The organism is Pseudomonas sp. DCA-1, assembly GCF_046523955.1.
GTDB lineage: Bacteria > Pseudomonadota > Gammaproteobacteria > Pseudomonadales > Pseudomonadaceae > Aquipseudomonas > Aquipseudomonas putida_Y.
The window spans coordinates 1,486,788-1,508,738 of record NZ_CP169881.1 but is presented as its reverse complement, the minus strand read 5'-3'; the positions used below and the strand labels follow the sequence as shown (position 1 = coordinate 1,508,738).

Here is a 21,951-nt window from a genome sequence, read left to right as displayed (position 1 = left end):
CACAACGGGGTTGTCAGCACGCTTGCCACAGGCTCAAACTGGCAGCTTTTCCGCTGGTGCGCGACGACGCGGCCAGGCCCGTCCAGAGCGCCGGAACACACGGCGCCATTCGTATCGATCATTCGGGGATCCTGACATGGAACTGGTTGTAAAAAGCGTAGCTGCTGCATCCGTAAAAACCGCCACCCTGGTCCTTCCGGTAGGTGAAAACCGCAAGCTCGGCGCTGTTGCCAAGGCTGCCGACCAGGCCAGCGAAGGCGCCATCAGCGCCGTGCTCAAGCGCGGCGACCTGGCCGGCAAGCCGGGCCAGACCCTGCTGCTACAGAACCTCCCTGGCCTGAAAGCCGAGCGCGTGCTGCTGGTGGGCAGCGGCAAGGAAGAAGCCCTGGGCGACCGCGCCTGGCGCAAACTGGTGGCCAGTGTCGCTGGCGTGCTCAAGGGCCTGAATGGCGCTGACGCAGTGCTGGCCCTGGACGATATCGCGGTCAGCAACCGCGACGCCCATTATGGCAAGTACCGCCTGCTGGCCGAAACCCTGCTGGACGGCGAGTATGTGTTCGACCGCTTCAAAAGCCAGAAAGCCGAGCCGCGCGCGCTGAAAAAGGTCACCCTGCTGGCCGACAAAGCCGGCCAGGCCGAAGTCGAGCGCGCGGTCAGGCATGCCAGCGCCATCGCCAGCGGCATGGCCTTCACCCGCGACCTCGGCAACCTGCCGCCTAACCTTTGCCACCCAAGCTTCCTGGCCGAACAGGCCAAAGACCTGGGCAAGGCGCACAAGGCCCTCAAGGTTGAAGTGCTGGACGAGAAAAAGATCAAGGACCTGGGCATGGGCGCGTTCTACGCCGTGGGTCAGGGCAGCGACCAGCCACCACGCCTGATCGTGCTCAATTACCAGGGCGGCAAAAAGGCCGACAAGCCTTTCGTGCTGGTGGGTAAAGGCATTACCTTCGACACCGGCGGCATCAGCCTCAAGCCAGGCGCCGGCATGGACGAAATGAAGTACGACATGTGCGGCGCCGCCAGTGTGTTCGGCACCCTGCATGCAGTGCTCGAACTGCAACTGCCGATCAACCTGGTGTGCCTGCTGGCCTGCGCCGAGAACATGCCAAGCGGCGGTGCCACCCGCCCAGGTGACATCGTTACCACCATGAGTGGCCAGACCGTGGAAATCCTCAACACCGACGCTGAAGGCCGCCTGGTGCTGTGCGACACCCTGACCTACGCCGAGCGCTTCAAACCGCAGGCGGTCATCGACATCGCCACCCTGACCGGCGCCTGCATCGTCGCCCTGGGCAGCCACACCTCCGGCCTGATGGGCAATAACGACGACCTGGTCGGGCAGTTGCTCGATGCCGGCAAGCGCGCCGACGACCGTGCCTGGCAGTTGCCGCTGTTCGATGAATACCAGGAGCAACTGGACAGCCCGTTCGCCGACATGGGCAACATTGGTGGGCCGAAGGCCGGTACGATCACCGCTGGCTGCTTCCTGTCGCGCTTCGCCAAAGCCTACAACTGGGCGCACATGGACATCGCCGGTACCGCCTGGGTCAGTGGCGGCAAGGACAAAGGCGCCACTGGCCGCCCGGTTCCTCTGCTGACCCAGTACCTGCTGGACCGCGCTGGCGCCTGACGCCGTGAATCCGGTGGTGCCTTGCGCGCCACCGGCCGGCGATTCCCACCATGAGCAAAGTCGACTTCTACATTCTGCCCACCGACTCGCTGTCGGCTCGGCTCGATTTCGCCTGCAAGCTGTGCGAGAAGGCCTGGCGCCTCGGCCACCGCGTCTATCTGCACTGCCAGGATGCAGAACAGCGCAGTGAACTGGACCAACGCTTGTGGCGCTTCAAGGGCGAGGCTTTCGTGCCCCACGACCTGGCCGAGGTCCATGCAGATGCTGGCGTGGTGCTGGGCCTGGCTGACAACGCGGGCGAGCACTGCGGTCTGCTGATCAACCTCGGCGCCAGCGTGCCGGGCTTTGTCGGGCAGTTCGAGCGGGTGGCCGAAATCGTCGTTGAAGAGCCCGCCATCCGCCAATCAGCCCGTGAGCGATTCCGTTTCTACCGTGAACAGGGCTATGCTCTGCAAGACCACCGCTTACAGCGACTTTGACGACGATGGACAAGCCCTCCCCTTTGCCCGATTCCGCCCACCTGCTCGATGACCTCGAGTCGATCCGTCAGCTGCTTGGCGACGCCGACCTGCAACCGCCGCTGCTCACCGAGACGGTAGAGCAGATTCCGTTGCTGCTGGACGAAACCGCCAGCGACCCCGCGGCGCCCGACGAACCGGTAGCTGCCGAACCCGAGGACGACCCGCAAACCCGCCGCCAGGACACCCTGCTGCACCTGGAAAGCGAGCTGCGCGCTGCCGCGCAGATGATCATGCAGGACGTGATCAACGACTTTACCCCGCATATCGAGAACGAAATCAAGCGCCGGCTGGATGCGCGGATCGAGCGCCTGATCAAGCGTTCCGAGTAGAATCGGGCAACGGTGTCGCCTGCTTCGCAGGCAAACCCGCTGCCACAGGTTCGAAGCCTGCGCTTTGCCCGCGAGACAGGCGACACTGTTCCGACAGTTGTCAGCAGCTTGTCGCCTGCGGCCCCCAGCTTGGTTATACTTCCCGGCTTTCCCGAATAAATGCACAGGGTCCCGCCGCGCATGGATAAGACCTACCAGCCGCACGCAATCGAAACCTCCTGGTACAACACCTGGGAGTCCGAGAACTATTTCGCTCCACAAGGTGCAGGCGAGTCCTACACCATCATGATCCCGCCGCCGAACGTAACCGGCAGCCTGCACATGGGCCACGGGTTCAACAACGCGATCATGGACGCCCTGATCCGTTTCCGCCGCATGCAAGGCCGCGACACCCTGTGGCAGCCTGGTACCGATCACGCGGGTATCGCCACGCAGATGCTGGTCGAGCGCCAACTTGAAGCCAAAGGCCAGAACCGTCATGACCTGGGCCGCGAAAAGTTCCTGGAAAAGGTCTGGGAATGGAAGGATCAGTCCGGTGGCAACATCAGCCGCCAGATTCGCCGCCTGGGCTCATCGGTAGACTGGAGCCGCGAGCGCTTCACCATGGACGATGGCCTGTCCGAAGCAGTAAAAGAAGCGTTCGTGCGCCTGCATGAAGACGGCCTTATCTACCGCGGCAAGCGCCTGGTCAACTGGGACACCAAGCTGCACACAGCCATCTCCGACCTCGAAGTGGAAAACCACGACGAGAAAGGCCACCTGTGGAACCTGCGCTACCCGCTGGCCGACGGCGCCAAGACCGCCGAAGGGCAGGACTACCTGGTGGTTGCCACCACTCGTCCGGAAACCCTGCTGGGTGACGCCGCCGTGGCAGTCAACCCAAACGACGAACGCTACCAGGCACTGATCGGCAAATTCGTCGAGCTGCCATTGGTCGGCCGCCGCATCCCGATCATCGCCGATGACTATTGCGACCCCGAGTTCGGTACCGGTTGCGTGAAGATCACCCCGGCCCACGACTTCAACGACTACGAAGTCGGCAAGCGTCACAACCTGCCGCTGCTGAACATCTTCGACAAGAACGCCTTCGTGCTGGCCAGTGCCCAGGCCTTCAACCTCGACGGCAGCGTCAACGAGCAGGTCGACACCCAACTGCCGGCCCAGTATGCCAACCTTGACCGTTTTGTCGCGCGCAAGCAGATCGTCGCCGACCTGGACGCCCAGGGCTTGCTGGTCAGCATCGACGACCACGCCCTGAAAGTGCCGAAAGGCGACCGCTCCGGCACGGTCATCGAGCCGTGGCTGACCGACCAGTGGTACGTTTCCACCAAGCCGCTGGCAGAACCTGCCATCGCCGCCGTGGAAGATGGCCGCATCCAGTTCGTGCCCAAGCAATACGAGAACATGTACTTCTCCTGGATGCGTGATATCCAGGACTGGTGCATCAGCCGCCAGCTGTGGTGGGGCCACCGTATTCCGGCGTGGTACGACGAGGCCGGCCAGGTCTACGTTGGCCGCAGCGAGGAAGAAGTACGCACCAAGCACAAGCTGGGCGCCGACGTGGCCCTGCGCCAGGATGACGACGTACTTGACACCTGGTTCAGCTCGGGCCTGTGGACATTCTCCACCCTGGGCTGGCCGGAGCAGACTGAATTCCTCAAGAAGTTCCACTCCACCGACGTACTGGTGACTGGCTTCGACATCATCTTCTTCTGGGTTGCGCGCATGATCATGCTGACCATGCACCTGATCAAGAACGAAGACGGCACCCCGCAGGTACCGTTCAAGACCGTGTACGTGCACGGCCTGGTACGTGACGGTCAGGGCCAGAAGATGTCCAAGTCCAAGGGTAACGTGCTGGATCCGCTGGACATCGTCGACGGTATCACCCTCGACGCCCTGCTGGAAAAACGCACCAGCGGCATGATGCAGCCCAAGCTTGCCGAGAAGATCGCCAAGCAGACCAAAGCCGAGTTCCCAGAAGGTATTGCCAGCTACGGCACCGACGCCCTGCGCTTCACCTTCTGCTCGCTGGCCTCGACTGGCCGCGACATCAAGTTCGACATGGGCCGCGTCGAAGGCTACCGCAACTTCTGCAACAAGATCTGGAACGCTGCCCGCTACGTGCTGGACAAGGGTGAAGACTGCGGCCAGAACGGCGAAGCCTACGAGCTGTCGCTGGCCGACCGCTGGATCATCTCGCAGCTTCAGCGTACCGAAGCCGAAGTAACCCGCCAGTTGGAGCAGTTCCGCTTCGACCTGGCCAGCCAGGCGCTGTACGAGTTCATCTGGAACCAGTACTGCGACTGGTACCTGGAGCTGTCCAAACCGGTACTGTGGGACGAAAACGCCCCGGTAGAGCGCGCCCGCGGCACCCGCCGCACCCTGGTGCGTGTGCTGGAAGTGGCACTGCGCCTTGCGCACCCGTTCATGCCGTTCATCACCGAAGAAATCTGGCAGCGCATCGCGCCGCTGGCCGGCATCGACGGCAAGACCATCATGCTGCAGCCGTGGCCAGTGGCCAACGAAGCGCGCATTGACGCCGCCGCCGAAGGCGACATCGAGTGGCTGAAAGAGCTGATGGTCGGCCTGCGTAATATCCGTGCCGAAATGAACATCGGCCCAGGTAAGCCGCTACCGCTGTTCCTGAAGAATGCCAACGCCGACGACCAGCGCCGCCTGCAGGAAAACGAAGCGCTGCTGAAGAAGCTGGCCAAGGTCGAATCGTTCACCGTCCTCGGCGATGCCGACGAAGCGCCGCTGTCCGCTACCGCCCTGGTCGGTGACCTGCAAGTGCTGGTACCCATGGCCGGGCTGATCGACAAGGATGCCGAGCTGGCACGCCTGAACAAGGAAATCCAGCGTCTGCAAGGTGAAGTGCAACGTGTTGGCGGCAAGCTGTCCAACGCAGCCTTCGTCGACAAGGCCCCACCTGCGGTGATCGAGAAAGAACGCGCCAAGCTGGCCGAGTCTGAACAGGCTCTGGCCAACTTCACCGAGCAGCATGCGCGGATTGCTGCGCTGTAAACACTAGAGAGACCGTTGGGGCCGCTACGCGGCCCTTTCGCGACACAAGGCCGCTCCCACAGGACGGCGCCAACCTTCAAGGCGCCACCCTCCTGTGGGAGCGGCCTTGTGTCGCGAAAGGGCTGCGTAGCAACCCCAGGTTCTTCAAGCCACCGCTCGTATAGGGCTGGACACTGCCATGACCCCGAACAAACCCACCCTGCACCCGCGCAACCGCCACCAGGGTCGTTACGACTTCCCCAGCCTGATCAAGGCCCACCCTGATCTGGCCCGTTTCACCATCACCAACCCCCACGGCAAGCCCAGCATCGACTTTGCCAACCCCGAAGCCGTCCGCGTGTTCAACCGTGCACTGCTCAAGGCCCAGTACGGCATCCAGCACTGGGACATCCCGGCCGATTACCTGTGCCCGCCCATTCCTGGCCGTGCCGATTACATCCACGTAGCCGCCGACCTGTTGGCCGATGACAATGCCGGCGACGTCCCAAGGGGCCCCCAAGTGCGCGCGCTGGACATCGGCGTGGGGGCCAACTGCATCTATCCACTGCTGGGCCACAGCGACTACCGCTGGCGCTTCCTCGGCTCAGACATCGACCCCATGGCCTTGGCTTCGGCCAAGGCCATCATCCAGGCCAACGGTTTGGGCAAGGCCATTACGCTGCGTCAGCAGGCCAACCGAGCGCACATCCTCAGCGGCCTGCTGCAGGAGGGCGAGCGCTTCGACCTGACTTTGTGCAACCCGCCCTTTCATGCCTCACGCGACGAAGCCACCCGCGGCAGCCAGCGCAAATGGAAGAACCTTGGCAAGCAGGACCCCAAACGCAAGCTGCCGGTGCTGAACTTCGGTGGCCAGAACAATGAACTGTGGTGCGAAGGTGGGGAAATCCGCTTTGTCACCCAATTGGTTGGCGAAAGCGTGCAGTACGCCGGACAGGTGCTGTGGTTCACCAGCCTGGTGTCCAAGGCCAGCAACCTGCCGGGCATCGAGGCCGCGTTGAAGAAGTCCGGCGCCAAGGCCGTGCGCATCATCGAGATGGGCCAGGGGCAGAAACAGAGCCGCATGGTCGCCTGGAGCTTCCATGACGACGCCGCACGTCAGGCCTGGCACGCCCGGCGTAAATCACAGGCATGAAAAAACCGCGCCCGGGCAAGCCGGGCGCGGTTTCGTCAAAGCAACAATTACTTGTTGATAGCGTCGGTCAGCACTTTGGCTGGAACGAACTTGACGACTTTCTTGGCAGCGATTTCGATGGCAGCGCCAGTCGAAGGGTTGCGGCCGGTACGGGCAGGACGCTCGGAGACTTTCAGCTTGCCGATGCCTGGCAGAGTGATTTCAGCGCCGTTTTCCAGTTGGTCTGCAACGATCTGGCCCAGTTGCTCCAGAGCGTTCTTGGCGGTGGCTTTTGGCGCGGCGATCGATTCGGCGATGTCGGCAATCAGTTGGTCTTTGGTCAATGCCATGGTGGTGTTCCTTCCCTATCAAATTCGATGGTTATGCAGCGGACTACGACGTTATCGGGCCAGCCCCTTTAAATGGAGGGCCGCGCCAATTGCGTATGTAGATACGTAAATCGGCGTTTGGTTCGACACGACGAAAGCAAGCTGCCAGCACTGCGCCACACGAGGGGCGCAAGACCGCGCAAAACTACCACAGGAATGGATAAATATCCGCTTCGCACTTTGATTAAATGCAGGTTTTTCGGGCGTTTCAGCTGAAAACACACAAAACTGAACAAAAAACGAACAACAGACATATCTGCCAACATACGGCCACTGCATCACCTCAGGTCTAGGTTAAACTTGGCAACTTTTGCAGCTCGCCGAGAATTCCATGCCAATCCGTCATTGCATCGTTCACCTGATCGACAAAAAGCCCGATGGCAGCCCCGCCGTGCTGCATGCTCGTGACTCCGAACTGGCTGCCTCCGATGCCATCGAAAACCTGCTGGCCGACCTCAATGACAGCTACAACGCCAAGCAAGGCAAAGCCTGGGGCTTTTTCCACGGCGAATCGGGTGCCTATCCGCTGAGCGGCTGGCTGAAGCAGTACTTGGATGAAGAAAAGGATTTTACCGCCTTCAGCCGCGTGGCTGTCGAGCACCTGCAGAAGCTGATGGAAGAGTCCAACCTGTCCACCGGCGGCCACATCCTGTTTGCCCACTATCAGCAAGGCATGACCGAGTACCTGGCAATCGCCCTGCTGCACCATAGCGAAGGTGTAGCTGTGAATGCCGAGCTCGACGTGACCCCTTCCCGTCACCTCGACCTTGGCCAACTGCACCTGGCAGCACGCATCAACCTGTCGGAGTGGAAGAACAACCAGAACTCCAGGCAGTACATTTCGTTCATCAAGGGCAAGAACGGCAAGAAGGTGTCGGACTACTTCCGCGACTTCATCGGCTGTCAGGAGGGTGTCGACGGCCCGGGCGAAACGCGCACCCTGCTCAAGGCCTTCAGTGATTTCGTTGAAAGTGAAGACCTGCCGGAAGAATCTGCCCGCGAGAAGACCCAGACCCTGGTCGAGTACGCCACCACCCAGACCAAGCTGGGCGAGCCGGTGACACTGGAAGAGCTGTCCAGCCTGATCGACGAGGACCGCCCCAAAGCGTTCTACGACCACATCCGCAACAAGGACTACGGCCTTTCGCCGGAAATCCCGGCGGACAAACGCACCCTCAACCAGTTCCGCCGTTTCACCGGGCGTGCCGAGGGGCTGTCGATCAGCTTCGAGGCACATCTGCTGGGGGACAAGGTGGAATATGACGAAGCGGCGGGGACCTTGATCATCAAGGGGCTGCCGACAACCTTGGTGGATCAGCTGAAGCGCCGCAAGGACTGATTTCCCCCAAGCCGCCAAAGGAGGCAACCAATGCCTCCTTCGCCGACTTGCGCAGCCGTTTCACCAACCGCTCCTGGCGCAGCGCCGCGCTCTTGTCCGGCCACTGCTCCACATACACCAGCGCCTGGGCCGGGCTGGTCTTGAAATAGCGGGCGCCCTGCCCTTTCTGATGCGCGGCAAACCGACGCTGCGGATCATCGCTGACGCCGCAATACAACGAGCCATTGGCTGCCCTTACCAGATAGACGAACCAGGGCTTTCCAACGGCAGGTTCGACAACCTCACTCACCCTGGGCCTGCTGGAATGCGCGCAACCCCTTGAATGCCTGCAGGCGGACCTTGTTCTGCATCAGCGGCGACCACCCCAGCAGCATGCCAGGAACACCCAGCGCTTGCCGCGACCAGCGCCACAGGTCAAAGGTGTCGTCATGCTGGCAAATCAGCCCATCACGAATGACAAAGCGTGCCTGGATATCGTTGACCACAATACGCCCGGTCTGGCTGAACAAGTAGGTAGCCACCCAATGCGCGCTGCCACTGTGCTCATCTGCGCGTATGCTGTCGAATGTCAGGGTGAAGTTCTTGGCGCGGGTGGTGAGCATCCGCCACATATCGCCGGCGTCCTTGCCGCGCAGGGTGCCGAACACCGGGTCGCTGAAAACGATATCGTTGCTGTAGCAGGCCAGCATGGCGTCGGCATCCAGGCGCTGGAAGGCCTGGTAGAAACGGGTGATCAGGGCGCGGTTGGCATCGCTCATGGGGGGCTGGTCCGTCCTAGGTTCGAAAGCTGCACGATAATCTGCCCCGATGGCTTATGCCAGTACCGTCCTCTTGGCGGGTAAGAGGACGGTACTGCAAAACAGGCCTCAGACTTTCTCGCTGGTCACCTGCACATGCAGCGCCCGCCCGGCCCCCAGACCGAACACGATGGCACCGACGCCCAGCACCGCAAAAATCCAGCCCAGGGCCGCCCAGCCGCCAGTCAGGTCATGCACCAGGCCCACCGCAAATGGCCCCATTGAGGCGAGGGTATAACCCACCCCCTGGGCCATGCTCGACAAGTTCGCCGCCACATGGGCATCCTTCGAGCGCAGCACGATCAAGGTCAGCGCCAGGGCAAAGGTACCGCCCTGCCCCAGGCCCAGCACAATGGCCCACCCCCACAACCCGGAAAGTGGCGCATACAGGCAACCGAACAGCCCCGCCAGCGTACCCGACATGACTACCACGATCGCCAGCCGCTGGTCCTTGCCGCGGGTGGCCAGCCAAGGGGCGCTGAGCGAGCTGATCAACTGCACGATTACCGACCCTGACAGCACCAGCCCTGCCTCGGTTGGGCTGAGGCCGCGACCGATCAGGATCGATGGCAACCAGCCGAACACGATGTAAGCCAGTGATGACTGCAGGCCCATGTACAGGGTCACCTGCCAGGCCAGTGGGTCACGCCACAGGCCTCGCACGCGATAGGCTACCTTGTGCAGGCCATGCCCCTGACGGGCCTGTGGCAGCCACACCAGCATGGCCAGCAAGGCCGGCAGCACCCAGAAGCCCAACCCTAGTGCCCAGCTGCCGTCGAAATGCTGGGCCAAAGGAACGGTGGCACCCGCGGCCATGGCAGCGCCCAGGCATAATGCCATGGTGTATACGCCGGTCAGTGTGCCAGCATGCTGCGGAAAGTCGCGCTTGACGATACCCGGCAACAACACGCCGATAATGCCGATGCTGGCCCCCGCCATCAGGCTGCCGAGGAACACCCCGACAGCCCCAAAGGCGCTTCGTACCACGAGGCCAAGTGCCAAGGTGACGAGGATGCCAAGAATCACCCGCTCGCTGCCAAAGCGCCGCGCCAGCACCGGCGCCAAGGGAGCAAACAGGCCCAGGCAGAGCACCGGCAAGGTGGTCAGCAAGCCAGCCTGCGAAGCACTCAGGCCCAGGCCTTCAGATACTTGGCCCAGTACCGGCGCCATGCTCGACAATGCCGGGCGCAGGTTCAAAGCCACCAGCACCAGGCCCAGCAGCAACAGCCAGGGCCGCCGCAACACCACAGCCTGCTGCTGGACCTGCTCGTCGTCAGCTTCAGCGTCGATCAGCAGCTCATCGAGATCCCGCTCGTTCGAGGGGGTATTACGGGTGATGGATTCAGCCATGGCCTTCTCGGTGTCAGGATTCAATGAGGGTACGGCTCAGGCACTTGGCCCGTTCAGCGTCACGTCGCTCGATGGCCTCGAGGATCTGCCCATGCAAGTCGAACGTGGCCTGGCAGCGCGGAACGGTCGCCAGACTGTGTTGCAGCGCGGCAGCCACGACACCGGAAAAGTAACGGTACAACTCGCTTAATGCCGGGTTGTGGGCGGCATCGACCAGCCGCTGGTGGAACACCAGATCGCAAGCCACATAGGCATCGACATCGCCGTGAAAGTGCCCGGCACTGCCTTCAAGGGCATCCCGTAGCGCTTGCAGGTCAGCATCGGTACGGCGCAGAGCCGCCAGGCCGATGGCCTCCACCTCGAGGATATGGCGTGTTTCCCGGGCCTGCTCGGGCGTACATCGGGACATCGCGCGCACCGCCTGCAGCGGGTCCTGGGCAGTGCGCAGGTAGCTGCCGTCGCCCTGGCGAATTTCCACCAGGCCACTGAACGCCAGCACGCGCATGGCCTCACGCACGGTGTTGCGGCTAATGCCCAATTGCAAGGCAAGCTCTGGCTCGGTAGGCAGGCGCTGGCCGACCTGCCAATCGCCCTGCACGATGCATTCGCGCATGCGCTCTACAGCCAACTCCACCAGGGAGCGCTTGCTCAGCTCGGTATTCATGTCACTCAACCAATCATCCGATGAATTTACGCAGCTTACTGGATTGCGGGCAAAAACGTAAACAACCTGATATTTCTGCCAGTTGTGGGCATGACACTTTGTTGCAACCCTCGTTGCGTGCTTTCAAGGATGTGCCTACATGCGACTGGCGAGTTTGCTGTTATTTCTGTTCCTGACCCTGCAGCCAGGCTGTGACACGGCCCGGCACCAGAGCCGCCCTAAAACCTTGCTCATCGGCCTTGACGGCGTGCAATTGCAGCAATACCTGCAACTGGGCGATGCGACCAACCTGAAGCAGCGCCTGTATTACGGCAAGGCCTACACAGGGGGCATCAGTGGTAAAACCAGCGAGCAACCCACCTTGAGCGGCCCTGGCTGGATCACTTTGCTGACCGGCGTGTGGAGCAACAAGCATGGCGTTGAATCGGACGATGACTCGCAACGGGTAAACCCGGCGTTTCCTAGCCTGTTCAAGCGGCTACGCCTGGCATACCCCAATGCCTACCTCTCCAGCATCGTCAACTGGTCACCCATCAACACAGCATTTCTGCTGGAGGACGCCCATGACGCCGATGTACGCGAGAGTGGTTTGTCGGATGAACAGGTGATAGCGCGTACGTTGCAGGTCCTTGGCGACACACCCGCTGATTTCACGTTCATTCAACTGGATGAACCTGACCAAATCGGCCATCACACGGGTTATGGTGAGCGCTATGCACAGGCGTTGCGCAAGGCAGACAGCGAGATCGGACGGCTATTGGACAAGGTAGACCAGCGGCGTCGCATGTTCCCGCAGGAAGATTGGCTGGTGCTCGTCAGTACCAACCATGGCCGGGACTATTGGGGGAAAGGCCATGGCGGCGCTTCGGAGCAGGAAAAGAGCATCTTCATCGCCAGCAACAAACCGTTGAATCAGGAACTGACCGAGCTGAGCATTCCTGTGGAAATGCCTGGACCCGGCAACCTGTACGGGCTACCCGCGCAGACCTCGGTAGCGCCCACGGTGCTGCGCCACATGGGCCTCAAGCTGCAGCCGGAATGGCTATTGGATGGCACGCCTTTACTGGGTGATACCGGCGTACGCAAGGCGCGGGCCGACGAGAACAAAGGATCGCTACGCTGGAACAGCAATGCCAATGGCTATCTGACCATTATCAAGAATGGGCATGTAGTTGCCCAGGTGGCGGCCAGAGACGAGCAATGGACCGACCCTGAGGGCATGGACGAGCAGAACGATTATGTACTGGTGCTTGATGGTACACCGGCGGCAGTGCGCAACAGGCCGGCAGCCAAGCCGTTTGTGATCGAAGACCGCCGCTATTAAGCCCTTGAGAAGCAACAGTTTTGTCGTTCCTCAAGGGCTGGCGCGATCCCCGTAGGAGCGGGTTCACCCGCGAAAGGGCCGGGCCTGCTGGCCAGTTTCCACCCGCCGTTCACCGTTGCCGCCGCTACCGTATTCGCGGGTAAACCCGCTCCTACACGTCAGCTCAACGCATCCAGCAGTGCCTGGTTCATTTCCGGCGTACCGATGGTGATCCGCAGGAACTGGGCAATACGCGGCTGCTTGAAGTGGCGCACGATCACGCCCTGCTCGCGCAAGCGTGCCGCCAGCTCGCCGGCATCCTGCTGCGGGTGACGGGCGAAGATGAAGTTGGCAGCCGACGGCAGTACCTCAAAGCCCTTGGCCTGCAGTTGCCCGACCAGCGCCTCGCGGCTGTCTATCACCTTGCGGCAGGTTTCCTCGAAGTACTCTCGATCGTCGAACGCCACCGCCGCACCGACGATAGCTGCACGGTCCAGCGGATAGGAGTTGAAACTGTTCTTGATCCGCTCCAGCGCCTCGATCAGGTCCGGGTGCCCGACTGCCAGGCCAACTCGCAGCCCCGCCAACGAGCGCGACTTCGACAGCGTCTGGGTAACCAGCAGGTTATCGTAGCGGTCCACCAGGCTGATCGCCGTTTCACCACCGAAATCGATGTAGGCCTCATCCACCACCACCACCGAATCACGGTTGGCCTGCAGCAACTGCTCCACCACCTGCAACGGCATCAGGCAACCGGTCGGCGCATTGGGGTTGGGGAAGATGATGCCCGCGTTAGGCTTTTTGTAGTCCTCGATGCGGATCTGGAACTGCTCATCCAGCGCCACCTGTTCGAAGGCAATGCCGTAAAGGCCGCAGTAGACCGGGTAGAAGCTGTAGCTGATGTCCGGGAACAGCAGGGGCGTATCGTGCTGGAACAGGCCGTGGAAGATGTGCGCCAGCACCTCGTCCGAGCCGTTGCCGACAAACACTTGCGCCGGGGTCACGCCGTAGTACTCGGCCACTGCTTGCTTGAGGCGGTCACCGTTCGGGTCGGGGTACAGGCGCAGGTTATCGTTAAGTTCGCCGCGCATGGCCTCCAGCGCCTTGGGCGATGGGCCATAGGGGTTTTCGTTGGTGTTCAGCTTGACCAGGCGCGCCAGCTTGGGTTGCTCGCCCGGCACGTAAGGCACCAGGTCCTTGACGAAGGGGCTCCAGAATCGACTCATGCTCAGTTCCCCTTGTCTTGGGTCAGGATACGGTATTCGGCACTACGGGCGTGGGCAGTGAGCGACTCGCCTCGGGCGAGGACCGAGGCAGTGTGACCCAGCTCGGACGCGCCCTGCTCGGAGCAGAAGATGATCGACGAACGCTTCTGGAAGTCATACACCCCCAGCGGCGACGAAAAACGCGCGGTACCTGAAGTGGGCAGCACGTGGTTAGGGCCAGCGCAGTAATCGCCCAGCGCTTCGCTGGTGTGGCGGCCCATGAAGATCGCGCCAGCGTGGCGAATGTGTGGCAGCCAGGCTTGCGGGTCGGCCACCGACAGCTCCAGGTGCTCCGGTGCGATGCGGTTGGCCACTTCCATGGCCTGCTGCATATCTCGCACCTGAATCAGCGCACCACGGCCGTTGATCGACTTTTCGATGATATCGGCACGCTCCATGGTTGGCATCAGCTTGTCGATGCTGGCAGCCACGCGATCGAGGAAGGCGGCATCCGGGCTGACCAGAATGGCCTGGGCGTCTTCGTCGTGCTCGGCCTGGGAGAACAGGTCCATGGCGATCCAGTCCGGGTCGGTCTGACCGTCGCACACCACGAGAATTTCCGAGGGGCCGGCGATCATGTCGATGCCTACCTGGCCGAACACGTGGCGTTTGGCGGTGGCAACGTAGATGTTGCCCGGGCCGACGATCTTGTCCACCTGCGGCACGCTTTCAGTGCCGTAGGCCAGCGCAGCCACGGCCTGGGCACCACCGACGGTGAAGACCCGGTCGACACCGGCGATGCAGGCAGCCGCCAGCACCAGCTCGTTGACCTCACCCCGTGGGGTCGGTACCACCATCACCACTTCAGCCACGCCGGCAACCTTGGCCGGGATGGCGTTCATCAGCACCGACGACGGATACGACGCCTTGCCGCCCGGCACATACAGGCCAGCGCGGTCCAACGGGGTGACCTTCTGGCCGAGCACGGTGCCGTCGGCCTCGGTGTACTGCCAGGAATCCTGCTTCTGCCGCTCGTGATAGATGCGCACACGGTTGGCGGCCTTTTCCAGGGCTTCGCGCTGGACCGGAGTGATACGGGTCAGCGCCAGTTCCAGGCGCGCGCGATTGAGGATCAGGTCGTCAATCGACTTGGCGTCAACACCATCGAAGCGCTGGGTGAATTCCACCAGCGCCGCATCACCGCGTTCACGCACGGCCTTGATGATGTCGAGCACGCGCTGATTGACCGCGTCATCGGACACACTTTCCCAGCTCAGCAGATGATCCAGATGTCGGGCGAAATCCGGATCAGCAGCGTTGAGACGGGCAATTGCAGTGGACACGGTCATGGCGAGGGCCTCGTAATATTAGCGAATGCTCAGGCGCCCTAGGGGATTGTGCGAAAAGTGCCTGCGCGACGATCATGCTACGTTAAAAACAGGCTCGGAATGCTCATTTGCAACCAGCAAAGTCGGGCGCGACCCCGGCCGTTCCTCGCCTGTTTTCGTTCTTGCGTGATCGCCGCTCGGCGACTTTTCGCACAATCCCAAGCTACCAGTCCATACGCGCGGGCACCCGAGAAAAATGGCTATGACGCGGATAGACGGGCGCGACAGCGAAGGCCGCGCGCAGCAGGTAGAGCGTTAGCCGCGGTGTCGCGATTCGACCGCTCCGCGCAGCGTCTCGATCAGGCTCTGGATGCGGGCGTGCTGCATTTTCATGGAGGCTTTGTTGACCACCAGGCGCGAGCTGATCGTGGCGATCAGTTCCTGGGGTTCCAGGCCGTTGGCACGCAGGGTGTTACCGGTGTCGACCACGTCGATGATCTTGTCGGCAAGGTTGATCAGCGGTGCCAGCTCCATCGAGCCATACAGCTTGATGATGTCGACCTGGCGACCTTGCTCCGCGTAGTAACGCTTGGCTACGTTGACGAACTTGGTGGCCACGCGCAGGCGCCCCTTGGGCTCGGCTGCGCCGACTACGCCCGCGGTCATCAGCTTGCATTGGGCAATCTGCAGGTCCAGGGGCTCATACAGACCCTGGCCGCCGTACTCCATCAACACGTCCTTGCCGGCCACACCCAGGTCGGCAGCACCATGCTCGACGTAGGTCGGCACGTCGGTGGCACGCACGATCAGCAGACGCACGTCGTCCTGCGTGGTGGGGATGATCAGCTTGCGGCTCTTGTCCGGGTTTTCGGTCGGCACGATGCCGGCCTCGGCCAGCAACGGCAAGGTATCGTCGAGAATACGGCCTTTGGAAAGCGCGATGGTCAACATTGGAACGTCGGTCCTTAAGCGGCTGCTGCCGGCCAGGTCATCGACCTGGCCGCATTCAATTCAAAAGGTGCGTCCTTGCACCCGCGGGGTACTAGCCCGGTACGCGGCGGATTTTCGCGCCGAGCATCTGCAGTTTTTCCTCGATGCACTCGTAACCACGGTCAATGTGGTAGATGCGATCGATCAGGGTATCGCCTTCGGCAACCAGCGCCGACAGCACCAGGCTGGCCGAAGCACGCAGGTCGGTGGCCATGACCGGGGCACCCTTCAGCGCCTTGACGCCAGTGACGATGGCGGTGTTGCCTTCGACCTGGATCTGAGCGCCCATGCGGTGCATTTCGTAAACGTGCATGAAGCGGTTTTCGAAGATGGTCTCGATCACCGCGCCAGTGCCTTCGGCAATGGCATTCAGCGAGATAAACTGCGCCTGCATGTCGGTCGGGAACGCCGGGTACGGGGCGGTACGCAGGTTGACGGCTTTCGGCCGCTTGCCATGCATGTCCAGTTCGATCCAGTCTTCGCCGGTATTGATGTCGGCACCCGCTTCCTTGAGTTTTTCCAGTACGGCTTCAAGGATGGTGGGGTCGGTGTCCTTGACCTTGACGCGGCCACCGGTCACGGCAGCGGCGACCAGGTAGGTACCGGTCTCGATGCGGTCCGGCATCACGCGGTAGTTGGCCGAATCCAGTCGTTCGACACCATCGATGGTGATGGTATCGGTACCTGCGCCCTGAATGTTCCCGCCCATGGCGTTGATGAAGTTGGCCAGGTCGACCACTTCAGGCTCACGCGCGGCGTTCTGCAACACGCTGCGGCCCTTGGCCAAGGCAGCGGCCATCATGATGTTCTCGGTACCGGTCACGCTGACGGTGTCGAAGAAGAAGTGCGCGCCACGCAGGCCGCCTTCAGGCGCCTTGGCCTTGATGTAGCCGCCTTCCACTTCGATCTTCGCCCCCATGGCCTCAAGGCCACGGATGTGCAGATCGACCGGGCGCGAGCCAATGGCGCAACCGCCAGGCAAAGCCACTTCGGCTTCGCCGAAACGGGCAACCATCGGGCCCAGCACCAGGATCGAAGCGCGCATGGTCTTGACCAGCTCATACGGCGCGACCAGGGTCTTGATGGTGCGTGGATCGATTTCCACCGACAGCTTTTCGTCGATTACAGGCTCGATGCCCATGCGCCCGAACAGCTCGATCATGGTGGTGATGTCGTGCAGGTGCGGCAGGTTGCCCACGGTGACCGGGCCATCGGCCAGCAGGGTCGCTGCCAGAATCGGCAGGGCTGCGTTTTTCGCGCCCGAAATGCGGATCTCGCCGTCAAGGCGAGCGCCGCCAGTAATAATCAGTTTGTCCATTGGAGTCTCGCCGCCAAGTTGGCTCAGGTGCGCTCAGCCCAGGCTGCGCTGCTGAAAAATTTCATGGTTACCGCATGGATGCTGCCATTGGCGATCCACGGATTCAGGTGAGCATAGATCGCCTGCTGGCGTTTGACCGGACTCAGGCCAGCCAACTCGTCGCTGATCACGTTCAACTGGAAGTTGCAGCCTTCGCCTTCAACTTCGACCCGGGAACCCGGCAATTTCTCTTCAAGGAAGCTCTTAACTTCTACGGCCTGCATGCTCAACCTCAATCGGCGCCCGATGCGCACGGGTCGGCCATCATACAAAAAAGCCCCTCGCCTGCGAAGCCCAACGAAGTCTTCGCTGACCGAGGGGCCATCATCCGTGCCTGGCCACTAGCTTGCCAGCACTTCATCGAGATCATAGACCTCGGCAATTTCCCGCATGTCGTCGGGCATGCTACGCACCTCGCACGCCTTGCCGGTGGCCTGAGCATCACGAATGTACGCAAGCAACAGCGACAGGCCGACACTCGACGACTTCTCGACAGCCGAGCAATCAAGCACCAGTCGCGGCTCGCGCGAGCCATCGATCAGCACCTTGCCCTGCTTGCGCAAGGCCGGGCCGCTGCGGTAATCCAGCACGCCAGCCAGACGCAGCACGCCCGGCTCGGCCATGCTTACAGCAGCCTCGCTCATTTGACGCTCTTCTCTGGCGAGTTGTCAGCAGTCTGCTTGGCCTTGGCCACTTCGCCGGCCCAGCCGTCGATGGTCTTGTCCAGGTCGTTGCCGTTGCGCTGCATGGCATCGGCGAACTGGTCACGGAACAGCTTGCCGATGTTGATGCCGTTGACGATCACGTTACGCACCTTCCACTCGCCACCAATGTTCTCCAGGGTGTACTGCACGGGGTACACGGCACCGTTGTTGCCGGTGACCTTCATGCCGACGCTGGCGCGCTTGCCGTCATCGGCCTTAGCCGGGTCGACGGTGATGCCCTGGTTGTTGTACTCAAGCAAGGCATTGCCATAGAACTGCATCAGGCTGCGCTTGAAGTTCTCCTGGAAGCGCTGCATCTGCTCCGGGGTCGCCTTGCGCGAGTACTTCACGGTCATGATGCTGCGCGAGATACCGTCAGCATCCACCACCGGGCCAAGAATGCGGTTGAGCGAGTCATAGAAGGCGTTGGGGTTGGACTTGTACTGCTCCTTGTTGGCCTTGAGGTCGCCGAGCAGTTCATTGGTGGTGCCCTGAACCACTTCGTGCGGTGTCTGCGCAGCCAGGGCCAGCAGGGGGAAGGCCGCCAGTAGCACTAGCAGGCCACGTCGCAGGATCGAAATCATGGATACTCCTTAATTAGCCGGTTGCGCTTCTTTCGGTTCCTTGCCAACAGAGTTGAGCAGGAACTTGCCAATCAGATCCTCCAGCACCAGTGCCGACTGAGTGTCATGGATGGTTGAACCATCCTTGAGGACATCGTCTTCACCGCCCACGCTGATGCCGATGTACTTCTCACCAAGCAAACCGGCGGTCAGGATCGAGGCAGTGGAGTCGGTCGGCAGGTTATCGACCGACTTGTCCAGCTGCAACGTCACCCGACCGGTGTAGGAATCACGGTCCAGATCGATGGCGGTGACCTTGCCGATGGTCACACCGGCCATGGTCACTTTAGCTCTGACCGTCAAACCGGCGATATTGTCGAAGTACGCATAAACTTTATAGGTATCAGTGGTCGGGCTGGCCGACAGCCCGCTGACACGCAGGGCCAGCAGCAGCAGCGCCAGGATCCCGGCCAGGAGGAACAGGCCGACACCGATTTCCAGGGTGCGGTTTTGCATCAGAAATCTCCAAACATCAAGGCGGTCAGAATAAAGTCCAGACCCAGCACTGCCAACGAGGCATAGACCACGGTCTTGGTGGTTGCACGACTGATCCCTTCTGAAGTGGGCTCACAGTCGTACCCCTGGAATACGGCGATCCAGGTCGAGACGAAAGCAAATACCAGGCTCTTGACCAGCCCGTTGAGCACGTCGTCAGTGAACGAAACACTGTTCTGCATGTTGGCCCAGAACGAACCCTCGTAGACGCCCAGCCAGTCCACCGCCACCCACGAGCCACCCCAGATACCGACCACGCTGAAGATCAGCGCCAGCAGCGGCAGCGAGATGAAACCTGCCCACAGGCGTGGAGCAACGATGTACTTGAGCGGATCGACACCGATCATTTCCAGGCTCGACAACTGCTCGGTGGACTTCATGTTGCCGATTTCGGCGGTCAGCGCGGATCCGGCACGACCGGCAAACAGCAACGCCGTTACCACCGGGCCAAGTTCACGCAGCAGGGTCAGGGCGACCATTTGCCCTACCGCCTGCTCCGAGCCGTACTTGGTCAGAATGCTGTAACCCTGCAGCGCCAGCACCATGCCGATGAACACCCCGGACACGACGACGATCGCCAGTGACAGCACGCCCACCGAGTACAACTGCTTGGTCAGCAGCTGGAAGCCGCCGCCAATGCCGCCGCGACCGACCAGCGCATGGAACAGGAACAGGCACGAACGCCCGAGCACGGCCAGCACGTCGATTGCCGACCGGCCCAGCAGGCGGACACGTTCGAGTAAGGATTTTCTGCGCATCAACGCGCCCCCAGCAGGTCGGCGCGGTAATCAGGCGCGGGAAAGTGGAAGGGAACCGGGCCATCCGGGTCGCCTTTCATGAATTGGCGGATCCGTGGATTGTCCGAGCCCATCAGCTCATCAGGCGTCCCCTGGCCCAGCACCTGGCCGTCACCTACCACGTAGATGTAATCGGCGATGCTGGCGGTTTCTGCCAGGTCATGGGAAACCACGATGCTGGTGATGCCCAGGGCATCGTTGAGCAGGCGAATCAGGCGCACCAGTACCCCCATGGCGATCGGGTCCTGGCCGACGAACGGTTCGTCGTACATGAGGATCTGCGGGTCCAGGGCAATCGCCCGGGCCAGCGCCACGCGGCGCTTCATGCCACCGGACAGCTCATCGGGCATCAGGTCGATGGCACCGCGCAGCCCCACGGCCTGCAGCTTCATCAGCACGATGTCACGGATCATTTCGTCCGACAGCTGAGTATGCACGCGCAGCGGGAACGCGACGTTCTCGAACACATCGAGGTCGGTGAACAACGCGCCGCTCTGGAACAGCACGCCCATCTGCTTGCGGGCGTCGAACAGGTCGCTGCGCGACAGCGTCGGCAGGTTCTGGCCGGCCACCCATACTTCACCGCTGGAGGGACGCAGTTGCGCCCCCATCAGGCGGAGCAACGTGGTCTTGCCGCAACCCGATGGTCCCATGATGCCGGTGACCTTGCCGCGCGGGATGCGGATGTCGACGTTGCTGAAAATGCTGCGCGAACCACGTTTGAAGGTTACACCCTTCAACTCGACCGCGTAGGCGCTATCCACACTCATCTAGACTCCTTGCTAATGCAGCCTCGTCCTAGTGGACGCCGGCCTCCATCTGGAAGGCACACACATCCCGGCAGGCCGAATAGCGGCGAACTATAGCACCGCTGACAGCGCCGCCCCAAGGCCGGGCAAGCAGTCGTTCAGCACCGGGACAGGCTTTGGTGGTATTCGCTACAGCAATCGAGGAGGTGAGGGTTTTCATCATTGCGCGTATAATCGTCGCCTTTTCCTCAGGCATTGCTTTTTCGACATGAGCCAATCCAGCGAGCTGATCCAATCCGCCCAACGCACCCTGCGCCTGGAACTCGAGGCCGTAGAGGCCCTTTTGGCGCGCATCGACGACAATTTCGTCAAAGCCTGCGAACTGATTCTGACCAGCAAGGGCCGGGTCGTCGTGGTCGGCATGGGCAAGTCCGGGCACATCGGCAACAAGATCGCCGCCACCTTGGCCAGCACCGGTACGCCAGCGTTTTTCGTCCACCCGGCCGAGGCCAGCCATGGCGACATGGGCATGATCACGCGCGATGATGTCATCCTTGCCTTGTCCAATTCCGGCAGCACAGCCGAAATCGTCACCCTGCTGCCATTGATCAAACGCCTGGGCATCAAGCTGGTCAGCCTGACCGGCAACCCGGACTCGCCCCTGGCCCAGGCCGCCGAGGTCAACCTCGACGCCCGCGTCGAGCAAGAGGCCTGCCCGCTGAACCTCGCCCCTACCTCCTCTACCACGGCATCGCTGGTGCTGGGTGACTGCCTGGCCATCGCCCTGCTCGAGGCCCGCGGCTTCACCGCTGAAGACTTTGCCTTCTCGCACCCGGGTGGTGCACTGGGCCGCCGCCTTTTGCTCAAGGTCGAGAACGTGATGCACAGCGGCAACGAGTTGCCCCAGGTTGCCCGCGGCACCCTGCTCAAAGAGGCACTGCTCGAAATGTCCCGTAAGGGCCTGGGCATGACCGTGATCGTCGAAGCCGACGGCACGCTGGCCGGGGTATTCACAGACGGCGACCTGCGCCGCAGCCTGGACCGCAACATCGACATACACACCACTCTGATCGACCAGGTGATGACCGTGCACGGAAAAACGGCCCGCGCCGAAATGCTCGCTGCCGAAGCCCTGAAGATCATGGAAGACCACAAGATCGGCGCGCTGGTGGTGGTAGACCGCGAGGGCCGCCCGACCGGCGCCCTGAACATGCACGACCTGCTGCGCGCCGGTGTAATGTAA

At 61.8% G+C, this 21,951-nt stretch carries 23 protein-coding genes; 8 read left to right on the top strand and 15 right to left on the bottom strand.

What is annotated here, in order from left to right; genetic code table 11:
• Positions 1-136 precede the first annotated feature (136 nt).
• From ACE4QZ_RS07300 to rlmF, 5 genes are all read left to right on the top strand, one after another.
• On the top strand, positions 137-1,630 hold the full coding sequence (locus ACE4QZ_RS07300) for a leucyl aminopeptidase (RefSeq protein WP_103463214.1): 1,494 nt from the start codon (positions 137-139) through the stop codon (positions 1,628-1,630).
• Between the two features lie 50 nt (positions 1,631-1,680).
• A complete protein-coding gene (locus ACE4QZ_RS07295; RefSeq protein WP_021781873.1) occupies positions 1,681-2,109 on the top strand; it encodes a DNA polymerase III subunit chi in 429 nt (142 codons plus the stop codon).
• A gap of 5 nt (positions 2,110-2,114) precedes the next feature.
• Positions 2,115-2,480 carry a hypothetical protein gene (locus ACE4QZ_RS07290; RefSeq protein WP_021781872.1) on the top strand — a complete coding sequence of 122 codons (366 nt, stop codon included), beginning with the start codon at positions 2,115-2,117 and terminating at the stop codon, positions 2,478-2,480.
• Positions 2,481-2,660: 180 nt separating this feature from the next.
• Positions 2,661-5,507: a valine--tRNA ligase gene (locus ACE4QZ_RS07285; RefSeq protein WP_021781871.1), complete on the top strand. Its 2,847-nt coding sequence runs from the start codon at positions 2,661-2,663 to the stop codon at positions 5,505-5,507.
• Between the two features lie 178 nt (positions 5,508-5,685).
• Complete coding sequence (gene rlmF, locus ACE4QZ_RS07280) at positions 5,686-6,639, top strand: 23S rRNA (adenine(1618)-N(6))-methyltransferase RlmF (protein ID WP_021781870.1); 954 nt, start codon at positions 5,686-5,688, stop codon at positions 6,637-6,639.
• Positions 6,640-6,686: 47 nt separating this feature from the next.
• Here rlmF and ACE4QZ_RS07275 read toward each other — a convergent pair whose 3' ends face one another.
• Positions 6,687-6,968 carry an HU family DNA-binding protein gene (locus tag ACE4QZ_RS07275; protein WP_003255106.1) on the bottom strand — a complete coding sequence of 94 codons (282 nt, stop codon included), beginning with the start codon at positions 6,966-6,968 and terminating at the stop codon, positions 6,687-6,689.
• Between the two features lie 370 nt (positions 6,969-7,338).
• Between ACE4QZ_RS07275 and yejK the strand changes: the two genes are divergently transcribed.
• Positions 7,339-8,346, top strand: a complete 1,008-nt coding sequence (gene yejK / locus ACE4QZ_RS07270; RefSeq protein ID WP_021781869.1) for a nucleoid-associated protein YejK — start codon at positions 7,339-7,341, stop codon at positions 8,344-8,346.
• Here yejK and ACE4QZ_RS07265 read toward each other — a convergent pair.
• The 4 genes from ACE4QZ_RS07265 to ACE4QZ_RS07250 all read right to left on the bottom strand — a co-directional run bounded on the left by ACE4QZ_RS07265 (position 8,294) and on the right by ACE4QZ_RS07250 (position 11,157).
• Positions 8,294-8,635 (bottom strand): GIY-YIG nuclease family protein, encoded by a 342-nt coding sequence (locus tag ACE4QZ_RS07265; protein ID WP_080694554.1) that lies wholly within the window; start codon positions 8,633-8,635, stop codon positions 8,294-8,296. The genes yejK and ACE4QZ_RS07265 overlap by 53 nt on opposite strands.
• Positions 8,628-9,104, bottom strand: a complete 477-nt coding sequence (locus ACE4QZ_RS07260) for a nuclear transport factor 2 family protein (protein WP_028698096.1) — start codon at positions 9,102-9,104, stop codon at positions 8,628-8,630. The genes ACE4QZ_RS07265 and ACE4QZ_RS07260 overlap by 8 nt, the downstream gene beginning before the upstream one ends.
• A gap of 108 nt (positions 9,105-9,212) precedes the next feature.
• A complete protein-coding gene (locus ACE4QZ_RS07255; RefSeq protein WP_028698097.1) occupies positions 9,213-10,493 on the bottom strand; it encodes a CynX/NimT family MFS transporter in 1,281 nt (426 codons plus the stop codon).
• Between the two features lie 13 nt (positions 10,494-10,506).
• A complete protein-coding gene (locus ACE4QZ_RS07250; RefSeq protein ID WP_021781865.1) occupies positions 10,507-11,157 on the bottom strand; it encodes a FadR/GntR family transcriptional regulator in 651 nt (216 codons plus the stop codon).
• Between the two features lie 139 nt (positions 11,158-11,296).
• Here ACE4QZ_RS07250 and ACE4QZ_RS07245 point away from each other — a divergent pair, with 139 nt between their 5' ends.
• Positions 11,297-12,481, top strand: coding sequence for an alkaline phosphatase family protein (locus ACE4QZ_RS07245; protein ID WP_103463216.1), 1,185 nt, complete (start codon positions 11,297-11,299; stop codon positions 12,479-12,481).
• Between the two features lie 158 nt (positions 12,482-12,639).
• Here ACE4QZ_RS07245 and hisC read toward each other — a convergent pair whose 3' ends face one another.
• The 10 genes from hisC to ACE4QZ_RS07195 form a co-directional block, all read right to left on the bottom strand.
• Positions 12,640-13,686: a histidinol-phosphate transaminase gene (gene hisC / locus ACE4QZ_RS07240; RefSeq protein WP_103463217.1), complete on the bottom strand. Its 1,047-nt coding sequence runs from the start codon at positions 13,684-13,686 to the stop codon at positions 12,640-12,642.
• A gap of 2 nt (positions 13,687-13,688) precedes the next feature.
• Positions 13,689-15,014, bottom strand: a complete 1,326-nt coding sequence (gene hisD, locus ACE4QZ_RS07235) for a histidinol dehydrogenase (RefSeq protein ID WP_021781862.1) — start codon at positions 15,012-15,014, stop codon at positions 13,689-13,691.
• A 294-nt stretch (positions 15,015-15,308) separates the two neighbouring features.
• Complete coding sequence (hisG, locus tag ACE4QZ_RS07230) at positions 15,309-15,944, bottom strand: ATP phosphoribosyltransferase (RefSeq protein WP_021781861.1); 636 nt, start codon at positions 15,942-15,944, stop codon at positions 15,309-15,311.
• Positions 15,945-16,035: 91 nt separating this feature from the next.
• The gene (gene murA, locus ACE4QZ_RS07225) at positions 16,036-17,301 is read right to left on the bottom strand and encodes a UDP-N-acetylglucosamine 1-carboxyvinyltransferase (protein WP_003255119.1); all 1,266 of its coding nucleotides are present in this window, start codon (positions 17,299-17,301) and stop codon (positions 16,036-16,038) included.
• Between the two features lie 23 nt (positions 17,302-17,324).
• On the bottom strand, positions 17,325-17,564 hold the full coding sequence (locus tag ACE4QZ_RS07220; RefSeq protein ID WP_003255121.1) for a BolA family protein: 240 nt from the start codon (positions 17,562-17,564) through the stop codon (positions 17,325-17,327).
• Between the two features lie 117 nt (positions 17,565-17,681).
• The gene (locus ACE4QZ_RS07215) at positions 17,682-17,984 is read right to left on the bottom strand and encodes a lipid asymmetry maintenance protein MlaB (protein ID WP_021781860.1); all 303 of its coding nucleotides are present in this window, start codon (positions 17,982-17,984) and stop codon (positions 17,682-17,684) included.
• Positions 17,981-18,628, bottom strand: coding sequence for a phospholipid-binding protein MlaC (locus ACE4QZ_RS07210; RefSeq protein WP_021781859.1), 648 nt, complete (start codon positions 18,626-18,628; stop codon positions 17,981-17,983). Before ACE4QZ_RS07210 ends, ACE4QZ_RS07215 begins: the two co-directional genes overlap by 4 nt.
• Before the next feature lie 9 nt (positions 18,629-18,637).
• Positions 18,638-19,123 carry an outer membrane lipid asymmetry maintenance protein MlaD gene (gene mlaD, locus ACE4QZ_RS07205; protein ID WP_003255124.1) on the bottom strand — a complete coding sequence of 162 codons (486 nt, stop codon included), beginning with the start codon at positions 19,121-19,123 and terminating at the stop codon, positions 18,638-18,640.
• A complete protein-coding gene (gene mlaE, locus ACE4QZ_RS07200) occupies positions 19,123-19,920 on the bottom strand; it encodes a lipid asymmetry maintenance ABC transporter permease subunit MlaE (RefSeq protein ID WP_003255125.1) in 798 nt (265 codons plus the stop codon). The genes mlaD and mlaE overlap by 1 nt, the downstream gene beginning before the upstream one ends.
• A complete protein-coding gene (locus ACE4QZ_RS07195) occupies positions 19,920-20,729 on the bottom strand; it encodes an ATP-binding cassette domain-containing protein (RefSeq protein WP_012270662.1) in 810 nt (269 codons plus the stop codon). The genes mlaE and ACE4QZ_RS07195 overlap by 1 nt, the downstream gene beginning before the upstream one ends.
• 247 nt (positions 20,730-20,976) lie before the next feature.
• Between ACE4QZ_RS07195 and ACE4QZ_RS07190 the strand changes: the two genes are divergently transcribed.
• Positions 20,977-21,951: an SIS domain-containing protein gene (locus tag ACE4QZ_RS07190; RefSeq protein WP_021781858.1), complete on the top strand. Its 975-nt coding sequence runs from the start codon at positions 20,977-20,979 to the stop codon at positions 21,949-21,951.

Coding starts and splice junctions, on each gene's coding strand:
- ACE4QZ_RS07250 (WP_021781865.1), bottom strand. CDS start 11,157: ATGAATACCGAGCTGAGCAAGCGCTCCCTGGTGGAGTTGGCTGTAGAG.
- ACE4QZ_RS07245 (WP_103463216.1), top strand. CDS start 11,297: ATGCGACTGGCGAGTTTGCTGTTATTTCTGTTCCTGACCCTGCAGCCA.
- hisC (WP_103463217.1), bottom strand. CDS start 13,686: ATGAGTCGATTCTGGAGCCCCTTCGTCAAGGACCTGGTGCCTTACGTG.
- rlmF (WP_021781870.1), top strand. CDS start 5,686: ATGACCCCGAACAAACCCACCCTGCACCCGCGCAACCGCCACCAGGGT.
- ACE4QZ_RS07295 (WP_021781873.1), top strand. CDS start 1,681: ATGAGCAAAGTCGACTTCTACATTCTGCCCACCGACTCGCTGTCGGCT.
- ACE4QZ_RS07210 (WP_021781859.1), bottom strand. CDS start 18,628: ATGATTTCGATCCTGCGACGTGGCCTGCTAGTGCTACTGGCGGCCTTC.
- hisD (WP_021781862.1), bottom strand. CDS start 15,014: ATGACCGTGTCCACTGCAATTGCCCGTCTCAACGCTGCTGATCCGGAT.
- mlaE (WP_003255125.1), bottom strand. CDS start 19,920: ATGCGCAGAAAATCCTTACTCGAACGTGTCCGCCTGCTGGGCCGGTCG.
- ACE4QZ_RS07290 (WP_021781872.1), top strand. CDS start 2,115: ATGGACAAGCCCTCCCCTTTGCCCGATTCCGCCCACCTGCTCGATGAC.
- ACE4QZ_RS07275 (WP_003255106.1), bottom strand. CDS start 6,968: ATGGCATTGACCAAAGACCAACTGATTGCCGACATCGCCGAATCGATC.
- ACE4QZ_RS07195 (WP_012270662.1), bottom strand. CDS start 20,729: ATGAGTGTGGATAGCGCCTACGCGGTCGAGTTGAAGGGTGTAACCTTC.
- ACE4QZ_RS07220 (WP_003255121.1), bottom strand. CDS start 17,564: ATGCAGGCCGTAGAAGTTAAGAGCTTCCTTGAAGAGAAATTGCCGGGT.
- hisG (WP_021781861.1), bottom strand. CDS start 15,944: ATGTTGACCATCGCGCTTTCCAAAGGCCGTATTCTCGACGATACCTTG.
- ACE4QZ_RS07300 (WP_103463214.1), top strand. CDS start 137: ATGGAACTGGTTGTAAAAAGCGTAGCTGCTGCATCCGTAAAAACCGCC.
- ACE4QZ_RS07285 (WP_021781871.1), top strand. CDS start 2,661: ATGGATAAGACCTACCAGCCGCACGCAATCGAAACCTCCTGGTACAAC.
- murA (WP_003255119.1), bottom strand. CDS start 17,301: ATGGACAAACTGATTATTACTGGCGGCGCTCGCCTTGACGGCGAGATC.
- mlaD (WP_003255124.1), bottom strand. CDS start 19,123: ATGCAAAACCGCACCCTGGAAATCGGTGTCGGCCTGTTCCTCCTGGCC.
- ACE4QZ_RS07260 (WP_028698096.1), bottom strand. CDS start 9,104: ATGAGCGATGCCAACCGCGCCCTGATCACCCGTTTCTACCAGGCCTTC.
- ACE4QZ_RS07190 (WP_021781858.1), top strand. CDS start 20,977: ATGAGCCAATCCAGCGAGCTGATCCAATCCGCCCAACGCACCCTGCGC.
- yejK (WP_021781869.1), top strand. CDS start 7,339: ATGCCAATCCGTCATTGCATCGTTCACCTGATCGACAAAAAGCCCGAT.
- ACE4QZ_RS07215 (WP_021781860.1), bottom strand. CDS start 17,984: ATGAGCGAGGCTGCTGTAAGCATGGCCGAGCCGGGCGTGCTGCGTCTG.
- ACE4QZ_RS07255 (WP_028698097.1), bottom strand. CDS start 10,493: ATGGCTGAATCCATCACCCGTAATACCCCCTCGAACGAGCGGGATCTC.